The 18,587-nt window shown below is 30.0% G+C and carries 15 protein-coding genes; 5 read left to right on the top strand and 10 right to left on the bottom strand.

The window, feature by feature from the left end:
- Window positions 1–616 precede the first annotated feature (616 nt).
- Both MPAN_RS04555 and MPAN_RS04550 read left to right on the top strand, forming a co-directional pair.
- Complete coding sequence (locus tag MPAN_RS04555) at window positions 617–1,594, top strand: asparaginase (protein ID WP_176239850.1); 978 nt, start codon at window positions 617–619, stop codon at window positions 1,592–1,594.
- Window positions 1,595–1,605: 11 nt separating this feature from the next.
- Window positions 1,606–2,286 carry a hypothetical protein gene (locus tag MPAN_RS04550; protein WP_176239849.1) on the top strand — a complete coding sequence of 227 codons (681 nt, stop codon included), beginning with the start codon at window positions 1,606–1,608 and terminating at the stop codon, window positions 2,284–2,286.
- A 48-nt stretch (window positions 2,287–2,334) separates the two neighbouring features.
- Here MPAN_RS04550 and MPAN_RS04545 read toward each other — a convergent pair whose 3' ends face one another.
- The 5 genes from MPAN_RS04545 to lepA form a co-directional block, all read right to left on the bottom strand.
- Window positions 2,335–3,390 (bottom strand): hypothetical protein, encoded by a 1,056-nt coding sequence (locus tag MPAN_RS04545; RefSeq protein WP_176239848.1) that lies wholly within the window; start codon window positions 3,388–3,390, stop codon window positions 2,335–2,337.
- Window positions 3,390–4,571 carry a phosphopentomutase gene (deoB, locus tag MPAN_RS04540; protein WP_176239847.1) on the bottom strand — a complete coding sequence of 394 codons (1,182 nt, stop codon included), beginning with the start codon at window positions 4,569–4,571 and terminating at the stop codon, window positions 3,390–3,392. The genes MPAN_RS04545 and deoB overlap by 1 nt, the downstream gene beginning before the upstream one ends.
- On the bottom strand, window positions 4,571–5,470 hold the full coding sequence (gene xerD, locus MPAN_RS04535; RefSeq protein WP_176239846.1) for a site-specific tyrosine recombinase XerD: 900 nt from the start codon (window positions 5,468–5,470) through the stop codon (window positions 4,571–4,573). Before xerD ends, deoB begins: the two co-directional genes overlap by 1 nt.
- Window positions 5,467–6,558, bottom strand: coding sequence for a radical SAM family heme chaperone HemW (gene hemW / locus MPAN_RS04530; RefSeq protein WP_176239845.1), 1,092 nt, complete (start codon window positions 6,556–6,558; stop codon window positions 5,467–5,469). The genes xerD and hemW overlap by 4 nt, the downstream gene beginning before the upstream one ends.
- A 67-nt stretch (window positions 6,559–6,625) precedes the next feature.
- Complete coding sequence (lepA, locus tag MPAN_RS04525) at window positions 6,626–8,449, bottom strand: translation elongation factor 4 (RefSeq protein WP_176239844.1); 1,824 nt, start codon at window positions 8,447–8,449, stop codon at window positions 6,626–6,628.
- A gap of 201 nt (window positions 8,450–8,650) precedes the next feature.
- On the opposite strand from lepA, the gene MPAN_RS04520 reads away from it, so the two are divergent.
- Window positions 8,651–9,382, top strand: a complete 732-nt coding sequence (locus MPAN_RS04520) for a hypothetical protein (protein ID WP_176239843.1) — start codon at window positions 8,651–8,653, stop codon at window positions 9,380–9,382.
- 110 nt (window positions 9,383–9,492) lie between these two features.
- Here the strand turns inward: MPAN_RS04520 and MPAN_RS04515 are convergent, their stop codons facing one another.
- Both MPAN_RS04515 and MPAN_RS04510 read right to left on the bottom strand, forming a co-directional pair.
- On the bottom strand, window positions 9,493–10,758 hold the full coding sequence (locus MPAN_RS04515) for an HlyC/CorC family transporter (protein ID WP_176239842.1): 1,266 nt from the start codon (window positions 10,756–10,758) through the stop codon (window positions 9,493–9,495).
- Entirely contained in the window at window positions 10,755–12,065 is a 1,311-nt protein-coding gene (locus tag MPAN_RS04510) for a hemolysin family protein (RefSeq protein WP_176239841.1), read from the bottom strand. The genes MPAN_RS04515 and MPAN_RS04510 overlap by 4 nt, the downstream gene beginning before the upstream one ends.
- 423 nt (window positions 12,066–12,488) lie before the next feature.
- On the opposite strand from MPAN_RS04510, the gene MPAN_RS04505 reads away from it, so the two are divergent.
- Together MPAN_RS04505 and MPAN_RS04500 are read left to right on the top strand one after the other, a co-directional pair.
- On the top strand, window positions 12,489–13,478 hold the full coding sequence (locus MPAN_RS04505; protein WP_176239840.1) for a calcium/sodium antiporter: 990 nt from the start codon (window positions 12,489–12,491) through the stop codon (window positions 13,476–13,478).
- A gap of 218 nt (window positions 13,479–13,696) precedes the next feature.
- Window positions 13,697–15,775, top strand: a complete 2,079-nt coding sequence (locus tag MPAN_RS04500; RefSeq protein ID WP_176239839.1) for an alpha/beta fold hydrolase — start codon at window positions 13,697–13,699, stop codon at window positions 15,773–15,775.
- 60 nt (window positions 15,776–15,835) lie between these two features.
- Here the strand turns inward: MPAN_RS04500 and MPAN_RS04495 are convergent, their stop codons facing one another.
- The 3 genes from MPAN_RS04495 to MPAN_RS04485 all read right to left on the bottom strand — a co-directional run bounded on the left by MPAN_RS04495 (window position 15,836) and on the right by MPAN_RS04485 (window position 18,568).
- On the bottom strand, window positions 15,836–16,489 hold the full coding sequence (locus MPAN_RS04495) for an alpha/beta fold hydrolase (protein ID WP_176239838.1): 654 nt from the start codon (window positions 16,487–16,489) through the stop codon (window positions 15,836–15,838).
- 72 nt (window positions 16,490–16,561) lie between these two features.
- Window positions 16,562–17,179, bottom strand: a complete 618-nt coding sequence (locus MPAN_RS04490; RefSeq protein WP_176239837.1) for a 50S ribosomal protein L25 — start codon at window positions 17,177–17,179, stop codon at window positions 16,562–16,564.
- A gap of 84 nt (window positions 17,180–17,263) precedes the next feature.
- Complete coding sequence (locus MPAN_RS04485) at window positions 17,264–18,568, bottom strand: hemolysin family protein (RefSeq protein ID WP_176239836.1); 1,305 nt, start codon at window positions 18,566–18,568, stop codon at window positions 17,264–17,266.
- Window positions 18,569–18,587 lie beyond the last annotated feature (19 nt).

The raw sequence follows: 18,587 nt of genomic DNA, 5'->3' as shown, positions 1-18,587 counted from the left end.
TTAAAAATAGATAAGATGGTGTGCGTGGAAAAACTTTGTGATTAAAATACACATATAAAAATAAATAAACTCACGCCAGCATGGTTTTAAAAAAAGTGAACAATTAACAAGACACATGCATATTCATAGAAGAAGAACTAGTAGATAAAATAGGGTATGTAAAATTAGAGCAAAAACACCCAAAAGACGTCATTTCACGTTTTGAGGGCTTTAGACATACATTCATACAGCCGAAGTATATTAGATCGCTCAAAAACTACTCTCGTGTTTATTTATTACATTCATATACAAAATATGACGTCATTTAATAGTGGTAGAAGTGTATTTTGCATATTTTTATCATGGTCACGCGCATAACAGTATGGTGATAAAACCATCAATTCTTCTATTTCACATTCTATGTTTATTCGTATAATATATATTATGTAAACCATTAGTTATATGCTTAACCGTGCTATTAGTGGGTTTGCTGTGGATAAGTTAATAACTACGTTACCTTCTTATTTCGACCTTATGGTTATATAAATGCTCTGACCCTCGTTATTTACTGCTTTTGTACTAGTTATTTGTTGATACGATTGTACGCTATCTGTGATACAATATAAATGGTGATAATATGAATAAAAAAACAATAATAGTCATCTTTACTGGTGGCACAATATCTATGGAACGCGATCATAATACAAATATGAACCAAATCATAGACAACCAAAATGAACTCATAAATGACATATCTAAAGAGATAAAAAATGTTGTGTTGGAGACTAAACTTTTCTCATTAAAACCCTCTCCAGCCATCACGCCTTCTGACATGTTTGAACTGGCTAAGCTTACCAACTCACTACTTGAAGAGCCGAGAATTGATGGTGTTGTCATCACTCATGGGACGGATACTTTGGAAGAAACTGCATACTTTTTAGATCTATATTTAGCTTCTTCTAAGCCAGTTGTTTTTACAGGATCCATGAGATCTTTCTCTGAATTAGGTTTTGATGGATTGAGTAATCTTGTATCTTCTATACTAGTTGCTTCTAATGATCAGTCAAAAGACAAAGGTGTTTTAGTTTGTTTAAATGATGAAGTCAATACAGCATCTGAAGTTACTAAATCTCATACACTTTCATTAGACACTTTCAAGTCTTTAGAGTTTGGGCCAATTGGAATCGTTGAGCAAGAAAATGTAATATATACAAGAAAAGCTCCTGATTTTCGAAAAATCATAAGACCAGAAGCTATTGAACAAAATGTAGAAATCGTAAAAATTTCTGCAGGTAGTAGTTCACTTATACTAAACTTTCTAGTTGAAAGTAAAATAAAGGGAATTGTAATTGAAGCACTTGGCCGTGGCAATGTCCCACCATCAATGGTTGAAGGAATCAAAAATGCAATCGATCATAACATTCCTGTAGTCCTTACATCAAGATGCCCAAAAGGTAGAGTCCTTGATAACTATGGTTATATTGGCGGAGGGCATCAATTAAAGACACTTGGTGTTATATTTACTAATAATCTTAATTCTCAAAAGGCGAGAATACGCCTCATGCTAGCATTAGGTATGACAAAAAATCTAAAAGAAATTGCTTTGTTTTTCTAGAGGGTGATATTTTGATTCGATTACTAAAATATAAATATCATATTGCATTTTTAGTTTTTTTATCAGGTTTATATGGAATTAGTTTAGAAGTTATTAGAGCTTTTAATTCTTCAAATTTTGGTGAGTTTATTTTAGTTACTTCTTTTTATTTTACAACTCAAACTAATCTCTTTTTAACAATTACTTCTCTATTTTTTATCTTAAAGTTACACAATAAAAGTTGGTATAAATATCTTATTTTTATCACACTTGTCAACGTACTAGTTACTGCAATTATTTTCCATATTTTATTAGCTCCATATATGGAAAATATTGAACTCATTCAGCATGTTTTACATACTGTTAATCCACTTCTTTTTATCATATTTTATTTTCTGTTTTATGAGCAAGTTTTACCCATAAAAAAGTTTTGGATCTGCTTGATTTATCCAGTCGTTTTCTTAATAAGTGTGTACTTAATTATTGAACCTTTTTATGGTGATTTGATGGTAATTACGATGCCAGATTTTAACAGTGCACGATATGTTTATCCGTTTCTAGATCCAGAAACATATAGCAGAGAATGGTTAGGGTTATGGTCATTTATATTTGTAATCATAGCACCATTTATAGCAATAATTTCATTTATCTCAATGTGGTTAAAACATAAAATAGATACTAAATTTATATTTATAAATAACAAAAAAGCCTAAACTTTTAATAAGTTTTAGGCTTTTTTTATTATTTTTTTAGCTTCTTTTTTAACTTTTTTTATCCATTTTTTTCTTTTTTATTGGTTCATTTGAACCTTTTTTTTCTATAATTTTATCATCTTTTTCAGATTTTTTAGAAGCTATTTCATCGTTTACAACAGTTAATTCTTCTTGTTTTTTAGATGTTTTTTCAGTTTTTTTAGATTCATTATCGGCTTTTTCATTAGCCATTTCATCTTCTAATACTTCTTGTTTTTCTAGTTCTTTTTGTGCTTCTAATTCAGCCATTTCATCTGCTAATCTTTTCTTTTCTAACAAGAATTTTTCATGTTTCACTTGTTGTTGTTTCTCAATTTCACTACGTTCTAAAGCAATCTTATTTTCTAAATCAAAGAGCTCTTTATCACGACGATCATCTTCTGCAATTGATTTTAAAAACGCTGTATGTTCTCTTTCTTTTTTCATCAATTTTAGTTTAACTTCACGTTCTTTAAGTCTCTTATTTAACCCTTTTTTAATGATGTAATTTAGTTTAGAAAATGGTGAAAAAATAAACTTAAATACTAATCCAACACGTTCAATAAAATTATATTTTCCTGTATTAAAACGCTCTATTTTCGCTTGTAATTTTTGGGCTTTTTTCTCTTCTTTAATCATTTTTTTAAGTGCTCTATATGAGTCTTTTGCTCTTTTTAAAGTACGTCTACCAAGTGTGTCTTCAACATAAATTTTCAAACGTTTAAGCTTTGTTTCTTGACTAAAAATAAACGCTTTTAATGCATCAATTTCTATCGATATTTTGATAGAATCTCTAGGTGCAATTTCGGTGATTTCTTCACTTATTGGTAATAAGTTTTTCTTAAATATGTATCCTACTGCAGCTACTTTAACACTAATGAATGATGTGTTAGAAATGAGTATATCAACGATCTTTTTATCACTTCTAATAACTAAGTCTTCATTTAATTTAAAAGCTCTCTTGCCTATTAAATCGAGTGTTTTACTGCTTTTAATAAGTATGAATATATTGATAATGAATGCAAGTAGCAAGCCTACAAATATAATCAAAAATTCTGGTTCTAAATTCTTAATCCAATCTAACATTATTTATCACCCAAGTATTTCAAAAACGATTTTCCATGTTTTGGTTTTTCTGTATTAAAGTTATCTGTGATTGTATATCCCATATCAGCAAATGTCTTTAATAAAGGTAATGCTTTACCTTCTTTATGTCTTTTTGTATAAATGATAAGTGGTACATATTCTCTCGTATGATCTGTCCCGTGATGAATTGGATCATTACCATGATCTGCTGTAATCATGACTAAATCATCATCATTTAATTTATCAAAAAATGCTGGTAATTGTCCATCGAAATCTTCGATTGCTTTACCATATCCAATTGGATTTCTTCTATGTCCATATAGTGCATCAAAGTCTACTAAGTTTAAAAAACATAGTCCTGTGAAATCTTTTTCTGCTGTTTCTGTTAATTGCTTCATACCATCATCATTTGATTTAGTTTTACTAAATTCAGTAATACCATAACCATCAAAAATATCATTGATTTTTCCTAAGGCAATTACATCATAATTTGCTTCACTTAAATAGTTTAAAACTGTTTTATCAAATGGTTTAAGTGCATAATCATGTCTATTAGATGTACGTTTAAAATCATCTTTATTAGTACCTAGGAAAGGTCTAGCAATGACACGTCCAACCTTCCATTCAGGTTTCATCATTAATTCTCTTGCGATTTCACAAATACGATATTGTTCTTTAATTGGAATGATATCTTCATGCATTGCAATTTGTAAAACTGAATCAGCTGAAGTATAAACAATTAAATCACCTGTCTTCATATGATGCTCTCCAAGTTCTTTAATGATTTCAGTTCCTGAAGCAGAAATATTTCCAACAATTTTTCTTCCAGTTTTTTCTTCTAACTCTTTGATTAGTTCGTCAGGAAATCCAGTATCAGTAAATGTTTGAAATGGTTTAGTTGTATATAAACCCATCATTTCCCAGTGACCTGTCATTGTATCTTTACCTAATGATGCTTCTTGAACTTTAGTGTAGAAAGCTTGTGGATGTTTAACTGGCTCAACATTTTTTATAGGTGCGATATTTCCATATCCTAGTGATTGTAAATTAGGCAATTTTAGATCCATTGCTTCTGCAATATGACCGATAGTATTTGCTCCTACATCATTATAATCCTTTGCGTCTGGTGCTTCGCCTATACCTAGGCTGTCCATGACAATTAAAAATATTCTTTTATACATTATAAATCCTCCTTCGCACGTGGATGTGCTTTTTGATATATTTCTTTTATTCTTTTTTGACTAATATGAGTATAAATTTGTGTGGTCGATATATCTTCATGACCAAGCAATGTTTGTAGTGTTCTTAAATCCATACCATTTTCTAATAAATGTGTTGCAAATGAATGCCTTAATGTATGTGGTGAACATTCAACAGATACATTTGCATCAGCGGCTATTTTTTTTAATATCTTAAAAAATCCTTGCCTAGATAAACGACTTCCATTTTGATTTAAAAATAAATCATTAGTATGATTATCTTTAAGTAAATGTTCTCTAGATTCAACCATATATTTTCTTAAAGCGATATTTGCCATATCTGATATTGGAACCATTCTTTCTTTATCACCTTTACCATGAACGATAACATAGCTTTGATTTAAATGAATATCTTCAATTTTAATATCAAGCAGTTCACTTACTCTAAGGCCTGATCCATATATCAGTTCTAGTAATGCTTTGTTTCTCAAACCTAAATCAGTTTGTTTGTCGACTTGTTCTAATATAGCTACTACCTCATCAACTGATAGTACTTTAGGTAGTGTTTTTTCGATTTTTGGTGATGCAAAATCTTTTGTAATATCAATAGCAACTTCATTTTCTATGAGTAAGAAATGATGAAAGCTTTTGATAGAGGATAGTTTTCTAGCAATTGTTTTACCAGATAGTTTCTTATTTAGACTTTTTAAGTATCCTTCAATATGCTTTTTTTCAATATGTTTTGGTTGAGTGATTTTATGATATTTCTCTAAAAAGACTTGATATTGATTTAAGTCTCTCAAATAAGAGCTCACCGTATTTTTAGATGACCCTTTTTCTTTTTTTAGATAGTATTCAAAATCTTTTAATAAATATTTCATATAAACACCATAAATACTTGATTACCTAAAAATATTCCAGTTTTAGTAAGTCTTAGATAACCATCTTTTATTTCAACTAATCCAAGATCTATTTTTTCATTGATCTTTGGATATACATCTAATAATTTGATTTTGTACTTTTGTTCTAAATCACTAATTAAAACACCTTTAATTTTTCTTAACCCAAAAATCAATTCATCTTGAAGTAATGTTTTTTCATCTTGAAATTCGCTACTTTTCATTGGATTAATTAAATACTCAGTTAATAGTCTATGATTATAAGTTCTCATGTTATCAATAAATCCATGAGCACCTAATCCACATCCTATATAACTACCTAATGTCCAATAGATTAAATTATGAAGTGAATGATGTCCATTTTTTTGGAAATTTGAAATCTCATAATGTTCAAAACCTTGAAGCTTTAAGTTATCAATAACCATTTTATACATGTTAGCTTCAATATCTTGATCAACTTCTTCAAAATTACCTTTTAAATATTGATGATAAAAATATGTTTTTTCTTCTAAAATTAATGAATAACAAGACACATGTGTGATATCTAATTGATCTATCATTTCTAAATCATATTTAAGATCGTCCATAGTTTGATTAGGTATTGCATAAATTAAGTCTACACTAATTTGTTTGATATCCAATCTTTTCAAGTCTTCTACGACATCAAAAACTTGTTGTTTCGTGTGCTTTCTATTTAAATAAGTCAATAAATCTGCATTAAATGTTTGAACACCTAAACTGACACGATTTAGACCATAAGTTTTAAATAACTTTCCTTTTTCTGGTGTGTAACTTTCTGGATTAACTTCAATCGTATATTCAATTGGAGCTATATCTTTTAGACTTTCAAATAAAAAAGTTAATTGGTTTAAATCTAACATACTTGGTGTACCACCACCAATATAGATTGTCTCTATAGACTTAAAATGATCTTTATAGCTTAAAATCTCTTGACGAAGGGCTTTTAAGTATTGATCAATCATATTTTTATCTTTTGGAACTCTTTTTACAAAGTCGCAATAGTGACAAATAGACTCGCAAAACGGGATATGAACATATAATCCCTTCATTTAATCACTTCCTTACTCTTATTATACAGTAATTTAACACATATTTAAACAAAAGTGATGAGATTAATTACTCATCACTGTTAGATAATATCGCCATAAATGCTTCTTGAGGCACATCGACTCGGCCGATAGCCTTCATCTTCTTTTTACCTTCTTTTTGTTTATTTAAAAGTTTCTTTTTACGTGTGATATCTCCACCATAACACTTAGCTAAAACATCTTTACGCATCGCTTTAATGGTAGTTCTTGCAATGACTTTATTACCTAGAGAAGCTTGAACTGGTATTTCAAACATTTGTCTAGGGATTAGTTTAACCATACGCTCACAGACACTTCTACCTCTATTGTATGCAAAATCTCTATGAACGATCGTTGATAGTGCGTCGATTACTTCTCCATTTAATAAGATATCCATTTTTTGAAGTCTGGATTGCTTATATCCTGATATTTCATAATCAAATGAAGCATATCCTTTAGTTGTAGATTTTAATTTATCAAAAAAGTCAAATACTATCTCTGATAAAGGAAGATCATAGGTAATTGTGACACGATTTGCATCTACATATGTCATATCACCAAAGATACCTCTTTTCTTTTGACAAATATCCATAACTGTACCGACATATTCCTTAGGTGTCATAATCGTTGCTTTAACATAAGGTTCTTCTATAAATTCAACGACCTGAGGTTCAGGCAGTTTAGACGGATTATCAATTGTTATGACACTACCATCAGTTAAATGAACATGATAGATAACTGAAGGTGCAGTTGCAATCAATTCAATACCGAATTCTCTACTAATACGTTCTTGCACAATTTCCATATGCAATAAGCCAAGAAATCCTGTTCTAAATCCAAAACCTAAAGCTTGTGATGTTTCTGGTTCATATATGAGAGAAGCATCGTTTAATTTTAATTTTTCTAATGCATCTTTTAAATCGTTATATTTGTCTGAATCAATAGGATACAATCCACAAAAAACAACTGAATTCATTTTTCTATATCCTGGAAGTGCATGTTTCGCTCTATTGTTTGCAAGTGTGATGGTATCACCAACACCAACTGTATTAATATCTTTTATCGCTGCAGTCAAAAACCCAACGTCACCAGGTCCTAAAACTTCTTTAATAATAGTTTTAGGTGTATGTACACCAACATCAATAACTTCATATTTTGCTTTTGAGTTCATAAACTCAATAACGTCACCTTTTTTAACCGTACCATTAAATATACGAATTGATGGAATAACACCTTTATATGCATCATATAATGAATCAAAGACCAATGCTTGAAGTGGTGCATTTGCATCACCTTTTGGAGCTGGTATATCTGTTACGATTCTTTCTAATATATCAATAATCCCAATACCTTCTTTAGCAGAAGCTAAAACAGCATCTTGAGCAGGCAATCCAATAATATCTTCAATTTCATTTTTTACTTTTTTAGGATCCGCACTTGGAAGATCTATTTTATTAATAACAGGAATGATTTCTAAATCATTATCGATTGCTAAATATACATTAGCTAGTGTTTGAGCTTCAATGCCTTGTGCAGCATCTACGACTAAAACAGCACCTTCACAAGCTGCTAATGATCTTGAAACTTCATATGTAAAATCTACATGACCTGGAGTATCTATAAGATGAAAAATATAATCTTTTCCATCTAATGCTGTATATAAAACCTCAACAGCATTTAGTTTTATTGTGATCCCACGTTCTCTTTCTAAATCCATAGAATCAAGAAGCTGTGCTTTCATCTCTCTGTCACTTACAGTTTTAGTTTTTTGTAATATACGATCAGCTAAGGTTGACTTACCATGATCGATATGAGCAATAATTGAGAAGTTTCGGATAGATTTTTGTCGTTCATTTAGTTTATTGTTATCCATATGTCACATACCTTTCCGCTTAATTATTGTATCATTTTATTGTAAGTAATAAAAGGGGATTGACAAATATAGTTTAGTTTTTTTTATATTTGAAGTAGTAAAACGTTTTTATAGTTTTTTGTTATTACATTCGTTGAATTTATTTTTATTATTTGATATATTGGAAGTGTAGAAAAACAAATCCGTAGGAGGAATTGAATAATGAAAAAGTTAGTTACAGTGTTAGCTGTTCTAGTAATGGGACTACTATTGGTATCATGTGGACCTAAAGAAGCAACAGCAACAGGTTATGGGATCGCTCACCAAATTTATGTGGGTGAAGTTGAGTTAACGATTGATGCAGATGGTGTAGTTACTGCAGCAGCTATTGAAGAGTATTACCTACCTTTCAATGCAGCAGTTATTGAAACTCCAGCTGAAGGTGCAACTGATGTTGTACTAGGTAATAGTCATGGTGTTAAATCATTTGCGAAATACTTTAAAGTTGGTGATGTATTATTCACTGCAACTGAAGGTGCTCGTGAAGATGATGTTGTAGTTGGTATGCCAACATATGCAGCTGCTGATGGTACTGATCTTCTTGATTGGGTAGCAATTGAAGCAAATGCTAAGTTATATGTTGAAGGCACTCAAGATGGTACAGTATTTATTGCAAACGCTGATGGTACAAAACATGCTACTTATCCTACACCAGAAGGTGACCAATGGACTAAATCAGGTACAGGATACGGTGGAGACCGTTGGGATTGGGCAGGCCAAATGGCTGAAATCACTTCAGTTCTAGTTGGTTCTAAAGTTAGTGCAACATATACAATGAATGATGATGGTATGTGGGTTGTAGATACAGTTGTATCAGGTGCTACACTAGTTGATTTTGATCAATATTACAAAGTAGCTATGAGAGCTTACGCAAACGCAAAAGCTCAACAATAATAAAAGTTATAATTAAAAGCACACGTTAATGTGCTTTTTTTTATACATAAAAATTAAAAAAGAGACTAGCATATGTAAATAAATGCTAGTCTTTTGTTTTATATAAGTAGTTATGAAACATCTTCAGTTAATTCTTTTTCAATGTTTTGCAATTCTATGGTTGCTTCTAGAACTCTTTTAGTATCAGCGCTAGTAATTGTAATTAATAGGTTTTTATAATGAAAGGAATCACCAATAAAAGGAATTTTACCCATTTCATCGAGTATCCAACCGTTAACAGTTGAAAAATCTAAGTCATCATCTATCCCTATTCTTTCAAATACATCATCTAATTCAGCATTTCCTTTTACTCTATATTTATGTTCTTCTATTTTTATGATTTGTTCAATGATTTCATCATGTTCATCCCAAATTTCACCAACAAGTTCTTCTAAGACATCTTCCATAGTAACTATACCTAATGTACCACCGAATTCATCTTTAACGACTGCCATATGTGATTTATTTGCTTTAAATAAGCCTAGAAGGTTAGATACCTTCATATATTCAGTAACAAACACAGGAGGCTTAATAATGTATTCTAATGGTTGTTTTTCTAATAAAACTAAGTTATAAAAATCTTTGTGATTAATAACACCAATAATATGATCAATACTTGTATCATAAACTGGAAGTCTAGAAAATCCTGATTGTCTAAATGCTTTAATAATTTTTTCAGATTCATCTAATTCACTAATAGCAATGATATCAACTCTTGGTGTGAATATTTCCTCAACGATTAAATCATCAAAATCAATAACACTTTTAATTAATTCTTCTTCATTTTCGTTAATTCCACCATCTTGCTGGGCTTCACTTACATAAGTAAGTAATTCTTCTTCAGTAATTGTAGGTTCATCATTGAAAGTAAATATTTTATTTAATCCTTTTTGTATAGCTCCAAATATGAAGCCTAAGGGTTTTAAAATAAATAGAAACATTATCAAAATTGGTGTTGTAGCAAGTGCGTACTTTTCAGGAACTTTCTTTGCTAAACTCTTAGGTGCAATTTCACCAAATACTAAAACTAATGTTGTCATAACAGCAGTTGATAATGTTACTCCGATGTCACCCCAGTGTCTAATGAAAAAAACTGTGGCAATCGATGCTGATAAGATATTTGCAATATTATTTCCTATTAGTATGGTGATAATTAAATCTTCGAAACGATCAGCTAAGTTTAAAGTTCTTTTTGCTCTTTTATGTCCATTTTGAATCATGTTTTTTAATTTTATTTTATTAACAGATGAAAATGCTGTTTCTGTTGATGAAAAAAATGCTGATAAAATAATTAATCCTATTAAAATAGATATCTGTATATAGTCTTGAGACGTCATAATTCCTCTTCATCCTCTTGATCTTCTAAATGACCAGGTGTTGTAACCTTTACTTTTGTAATGACATTATCATTTGTTTCTAATACTTCAAATGTAAATTGGTTATATTTTACAACAATCTTTTCATTAGGCTCTGGAAATCTTCCAAGTTGTCCTAAAATAAACCCGCCAATTGTATCATAATCATCTACTGGAAGTCCAGCAATGATTTCATCTTCTACATCATCAATGTTCGTTAACCCATCTATTTCATATACATATGGGTTGATTGCTTTGATTTCTTCTTCATCTTCATCATATTCATCAAAGATATTACCTACAATTTCTTCAATTAGATCTTCAATTGTAACGATACCAGCTGTTCCACCATATTCATCTAGAACAACAGCAATATGATTCTTTTGATCTTGCATCTCTTTGAATAATTCACTTGTTTTTTTACTATCTGGTACAAAATATGGTTCTCTAAGTAGAGATTTCAATGAAAATTTTGCTTCTTCATTATCTAAAAACTTTAATAAATCTTTAACATGAATAGTTCCTATAATGTGATCGATATCTTTATCATAGACTGGAAAACGTGTAAATCTTTCATTTTGAACATAGTTTATAATTTGTTTTCTTGTCCATCTCATATTTATAGAAGATATTTCAGTTCGATGTGTCATAATTTCTTCAACTGATGTATCACTAAAATCAAAAATGTTTTGAATCATTTCAGATTCATCTTCATCAATATTACCTGATCTTGAACTAACTTCAACAATCGATCTAATTTCTTCTTCAGTCATTCTGCGTTCACCTTCATCAGGCTTCAACCCAAACAATCTACCAAAAAGCATTGATGCTCTATTAAGTAACCATGTGATCGGTTTTAATAACGCGTGAATCATAGTAATTAACCCAATAGTTTGATAAGCAAAAACATCTGTATATTTAATAGCTAATCTTCTTGGAATTAATCTACCAAATACGATATGTATAAACAATAATATAAACGCGATTAAAATCATAGCAATTGGTTTTAGCCAATCAACATCGTTAAATAGCGTCATGACATCATTAAAAAATGCGTCTAAAGCTACAGCTCCATTGATAATGGCCAATAAAGTCACTATGACTTGTATGGATAATAAATATCGTTTTGATTCATTTGTAAATTTTTGTATTTTAAGTGCTTTTTTATTTCTATTAAGCACATCTTCATTGATTTTACTATCGCTTACAACTACCAATGCAACCTCAGCTGCACTTAATATTGCTGTAAAAATAATAATAAGAATAATTGTTATACTAGCTATTATCATGACTTATCTCCCTTTATACAACAAAAAAAGACACCAAAAAAAGGATACCGTTTAATGTCTTTGTAACTCTGATATGCTGGATCGTCGATCCTACTACTGCTATCTTCCATTTTTTTTATTGATTCCTCCGTGAAATCGTTATGAGAATATCATACTATTTTTTCATCAAAAAGTCAATATAACTTGATCATCATATTAGTAACTATCTTTCATTTTTACTTGTTAGTTCTCCGATATTATGCTAAAATACTTAAGTGAAGAGGAGTCAATAGTTTATATTTATGTCGATCAAATTGACATCTATATCTAATCTAGTTTGACTATATCCTTGTAACAGACTTTCAAGATTTAATTCTTGTAAGTTTTTATTTTTGATAAAAACATAATTTATAAGCATATATAGAGGATGAAGAGGTATTTCAAATGATTTTTGTAAACATACTTTACTTAGTAGTTGGATTTGTCTTTTTAATCAAAGGCGCAGATTTTTTTATTGTGTCTTCAAGTTCAATTGCTAGAAAATTTAGAATTTCACCATTAATCATCGGACTAACTTTAGTTGCCTTTGGAACTTCTCTTCCTGAATTAGCAGTTAGCTTAACAGCTTCAATATCAGCTCGATCTCAAGGATTAACAGCTGATATTGCTATGGGAAACATTATAGGATCTAATATTGCTAACTTAACACTTATTTTAGGTACAAGTGCTCTTATTATGCCAGTTGTCGTTAAAAAATCTATGCGAAAAAAAGAATTTCCGTTTTTAATTGGAATTACAATACTATTAGCCACTTTGGGTTATTTATTTCAAGCAGATGCTGCTATCGTATGGTGGGAAGCTCTTATCTTATTACTAGCTTTTGCTTTTTATATGTATTTAATGATTACTTCTGAAAAAGATATATCTGAAGAAGATTTACCTTTTGTAGATACAAAAAAAGCAATGACCTTATTAATCATAGGTATCATAGGTGTAGCACTTGGTGGCTTCTTAGTTACAGAAGGTGCAGAATATATCGCAATTGAAACACTAACCAAGTCGTTTGACATGTCCATAAGCAAGGCTACAACCCTTGTAGGGCTCTCTATTGTTGCACTTGGCACATCTTTACCTGAACTTGTTACATCAGCTATAGCAGCTAAAAAAGGCGAAGCTGATATCGCATTAGGAAACGTCATTGGTTCGAATGTATTTAATATACTATTAATTGTTGGGCTATCTGGTGTTGTCGTACCTCTAGGATTAAATCAAGATGTATTAGTTGATATGATTATTTTAATTGGAATCACATCATTAACAGTTGCATTAGGCTTATTAAAGAATAAATTATCTAAAATTGATGGCCTTATACTTTTAACTTTATATGCATCTTATATTACATTTATTATATTAAGAGCATTAGGTATTTTTTAATATTAATATTAATCTAGATTTCTTTTTTAAATTATTGACAGATATAAAAAACAGTGATATAATCAAGTAAAAGTTAATGAAAACGCTTTAAGAGTCCCTGAGCTAAGCAAACATACAAATAGGTTTGTTCATGCTCTTTTTTTATTTTGTCAGTTATTTACATTTATAATATATACAATAGATTGTATATAAAAAAATAGAAAGTGAAGGGAGATTATATGTTTAAAAAATTGTCAAGACCAACAAAATGGTTAGTTTCATTGTTACTAGTAGTATTGCTTGCGAGTTTCTTTGCATCATTGGTTCAAAATTCATTCTTCTCAGTAAAAGTAGATAAGATTAGTTTTGAAACTGAAAATGGTGAGTTAGCTGGTTATTTATATACACCAAGAGGTGTTGATGAAGATAATCCTGCTCCTGCTGTTGTCCTAACTCATGGATATTTGAATAATTCTGAAATGCAAGAAATTGGTGCAATCGAATTATCAAAAAGAGGATATGTAGTTTTAGCTTTTGATATGTATGATCATGGAGACTCAGTTTGGGAAACTCCTGCTGCATTTAACTTCTTTGTTAAAAGTGTATATGATGCAGTTCAATACATGTACGAACAAGATTATGTTCTAAAAGACAGTCTAGGAAATGGTATGATTGGTGTTAGTGGACATTCAATGGGTGGCTTCTCATCTGAATATGCTGTTTTATTTGATGAAATGGATTTTGCAACTAATGGTTATCGTAAAATCGCTGCATCTTTAGCAGTAGGTGCTGACTTTAGATATGTTGCTCCTGGTGCTTCAGATTTATTCGCAACTAGATCAAGTGGTGTTATCGCAGCTCATTATGATCAATTCTTCTTTGATAATGTTACTCCTGGTGAAGATGGTTCAGTTAGATATAAAGATTATACAACTGATCCAGTAGGACTAGACTTTTTAGGAAGAACTGTAGAAGGCAGCGCAACTGCTGGTGCATTCTATAGCAAAGATGGTGGACAAAGAGTTATTTATACACCAGATGAAACACATCCTCAAAACACATGGTCTCTAGAATCTGGCGCATATACTATTGGATTTTTTGAAAAAGCATTTGACTATCAATTAGATCTTTATGGATTGGGAACATTAGAATCATATGATATTCAAACAGGTAGTACAACACAAACTTGGTGGTTAAAAGAAGCATTTACACTTGTTGGCTTAGTAGCTTTATTTGCAATGATCGTTCCAGCATTTATGCTTGTAACTACATTACCAGTATTTAATAAAGTTTATGCTAATGGTGTAGAACTTACACAAGATGATGTTTTACCAGTTTCAAAAGAAAAGAAATATTTAAAAGGCTTAATTGTAATAATCAGTTTATTATTAAGTTTCTATTTCCTTAAACCTTTAATGGATCGATCTGCAGAGCTTGATACCTTAGCTACAGCAATGTATTATATCATCGCTGGTGCTGTTGTTGTCATATTAGCAGTTTGGGTTGCAGCAACTATCGCTACTGGCTTAGAAGCTAAGAAAGATAATATGATCAAAGTTGCTCAAAAAGCTACTTTATCATCTGTTGTTGTTATCTTTGTTGCACTTGCTTTCAGATTCTTATTAACAAATACTCAATTATTTACTAATGTTTATTTCTGGAGTGCTCCTTCTGTAAATACAATCGTTTATTGGGCTATAGGTAGTGCTGGATTAATCTTATTAGTTGTAATGGGTACAACTCCAATGTTTAATCAAGGTGAAGTTGTAGAAAATCCTTATGGTTTGAAAGCATCTTATAAACAAGTTGGAGCAAGTATACTTACTGCTCTTGTCTTAGCATTTGGATTATTATTTGTTGTAGCTATCGTTGGATGGGTTTTCTTAACTGACTTTAGATTCTACACTTATGCAATTCAAATCTTTAACTCACAACAATTTGTAGCTGCATTAAGATACATACCTTTATTCTTTATTTACTATTTCGCTGCTGGCATCACTGTTTTCGTAAATACAAAGAATATAAAAGGTTGGCTTGGTGATGTGTTTGCTGCAGTCATACTTGCTGGACCAGTTCTTATCTTCTTAGTTTATCAATATTCAGTATTATATAATACAGGTGTTGCAGCTTATCCAACATTCTCACTTAGCGCAATATTAACAGTAGGTTTAATTCCTACATTATCAGTTGCTGGTATTCTTATGAGAAGAATATCACAAAAAACTGGTAACATTTGGACTGGTGTAATCTTTAGTTCTGTATTCTTTACAATCATTACATTAGCAAATACAGTAGTTTACTTACTTACTATTGGTTAATCTTATTTAAGATAAAAGGCTATATAAACATGAATTTCATGTTTAATAGCCTTTTTTTTATTATACAAATTCTTTAATTATATTTTTTAAATCATCTTTATCAATTATATAATCATCATGTGCCTTATGATCTAGAATCATAAGTTTAGAATTTTTAATCATATGATGAAGTTTATGCGTATGTTTTAATTTAATTACATCATATTGTCCGACAATAATCAAAGTATTTAACTCGATATTCTTGATACTGTTTTTTAAAATGTGTGGTTGATCTATCATAAGCTTTAGTAATGGATTTTTTGTCTTATTATATTCATTTAAGATATCTTTATAAGCCTTTTTAGTTATACCTTTAACATCGTAGTTAACGCCACATAAAATCAGCTTATTTAAGAGATTTTGAACCTTAATTGCTAGTTTTAAAGCGATAATACCGCCATCGCTAAATCCTAGAATACTTGGATGTTGTATATCTAGCTTTAAGATAAATTCATATAAATCATCTGTCATAGCATCATAAGAATAATCATCGTTTTTACTACTATCTCCATGATTTCTATTATCAAGTGCATATATATGATAAGAATCTTTTAAAGCATCTATTAAACAATCAAAAATATGATGGTCTTCTTGGTTTCCATGAACAAGAATTAAGGGTTTACCTTTACCATATATTTCATAATTCATTGTAATGTGTGTTAGTTTTATTTTCATATAGATCACCTAACTCTATTTTATCACAAAAAAAAGTAATCATGTTATATGATTACTTTTCATTTATTGTCTTTAAGCTTCTTTGTCTTCTTCAACTTCTTCAGCTTCACCAGTATCGTATTCAATACCTTCTTCAGCATCTTCAGTTTCTTCTTCCGGTGCTTCATGTGCTTCTTTAACACTAAATACAACTTGTTCTAAATCTTCATGAATTGTTACACCTTCAGGAACAACAAGATCTTTAACGTGAACTGAATCGTCCATTTCCATTTCAGAAACATCAAATTCAAAGCTTGAAATACCACTACCTGATAAATATTCACAATCGATACTAGATAATCCCATTTGGACATATAGTCTACGTTTGTCAAGTTCATCTTTACCATGAATAATTACTGGAATACTTGCAGATACTGTTTCATCAGCTGCGATTCTGTGAAATTCAAAATGGATAATATCATGTGGTCTCAAAATTGTAGTTTTAACATGTTTAATGTATACATTATGAATTTGGCCATCTAATTCAACTTGAAAAGTCATTGATTTACCGTATTCTGAAAGAGCATCTTTAAAAGCTTTTTCTTCTACTTCAATATTAGTTGAATCAATAGATTTACCATACATAACACCAGGGATCATTCTGTCTTTTCTGACTTCACGAAGTGATCTGGTTCTTAAATTTATTTTCATCTTTTTACTTCCTCCTAGTTTTTACTGTAAGTATTTTACCATAATATAGCTTTAATGTCTATGTATAGACGTATTAAGTTGGTGTTATTTTATGATTTTTAGTGATATTTTTGCGATATTTTCTTGATTGAAACTATCTATGTCAAGTTTGATATTTTTGTATGTTAATTCTTTAGTCTCTTGTGGCTTTGGAATGTGTCCCAATAAGTAGATATAAAGTCCACTTAAACTATAGTATCTCTCATTGTTTTCTTCTAGATAGATATCTAAATATTCATTAATATCTTTGATTGACATTTCTCCATCAATGATATATGTATCTTCATCTATTTTATTTATATGTTCGTTATAAGTATCATGTTCATCATAGATATTACCAACAATTTCTTCAATGATGTCTTCAAGTGTAACAATACCTTCAAATCCTCCATATTCATCTACTAATAAGACGAATTGTAGATTATTAACCTGCATATCTTTAAATAATTGACTTATTTTTATATCTTTTGGTACATAATTTGGTTTAGTTAACAATGATTTAATATCAAGATCTTTAATATTGTTTTGACTTGCAAAAATTAAAATATCTTTAATATGAACGATACCTAGTATATGTTCTAAATCTTTATCAAATATGATTACTCTAGAATATTTTGATTCTATTATCTTTAATAAGATATCTTTAAGTTCTAGATTGATATCTACACCATAAGTCTTTGTTCGAGGTGTTTTAATCATATCTGCACTCAAATCATCAAATCTGAAAATATTTTCTAGCATTTCTCTTTCTTGATTTTTATATAAACCTTGAATTTGACCTAAATTAATTAATCGTCTGATTTCATCTTCAGTAATCGATTCTTTAGCTTTAGTAGTATTAAATCTTAATAAACTTAAAACTGCTTTTGTTGATATAGAGAGTAACCAAACAAAGGGCTTTGTAACAATCATTACAAAGTATACAGTTCTAATAGAGATTAAAGCAAATTTATTAGGGTTTGCTAATGCCAATTTTTTAGGAACTAATTCTCCTAAAACTAAAGTCAAGAATGATAATATAAGTGTAATAATAATAACTGCAACACTGGTAGATATAACTATTCCTACATTTGAAAATATTTCAACAAACGTTGAAGACAATCTAGCACCGGCTAATGCACTTGACATAAAACCTGCAAGCGTGATAGCAACTTGAATGGTTGATAAATATTTTGTGGAATCTTCTGTGACTTTTAAAACCAATATTGCTTTTTTGTTTCCTTTATGTGCAAGATTTTTCATGTCTTGCTTTTTCATTGATACTAAAGCCATTTCACTTGCAGCAAAAAATCCATTGATTAAAATCAACAGAAAAATGATTACAAATAAACTCCATATGTTATCAAGCATAATCTCACCTCTACTCTTG

Source organism: Mariniplasma anaerobium (assembly GCF_016865445.1).
Classification (GTDB): domain Bacteria; phylum Bacillota_I; class Bacilli_A; order Acholeplasmatales; family Acholeplasmataceae; genus Mariniplasma; species Mariniplasma anaerobium.
Note: the sequence above shows the minus strand (reverse complement) of the source record. Positions and strands in the feature narration are given on the sequence as shown.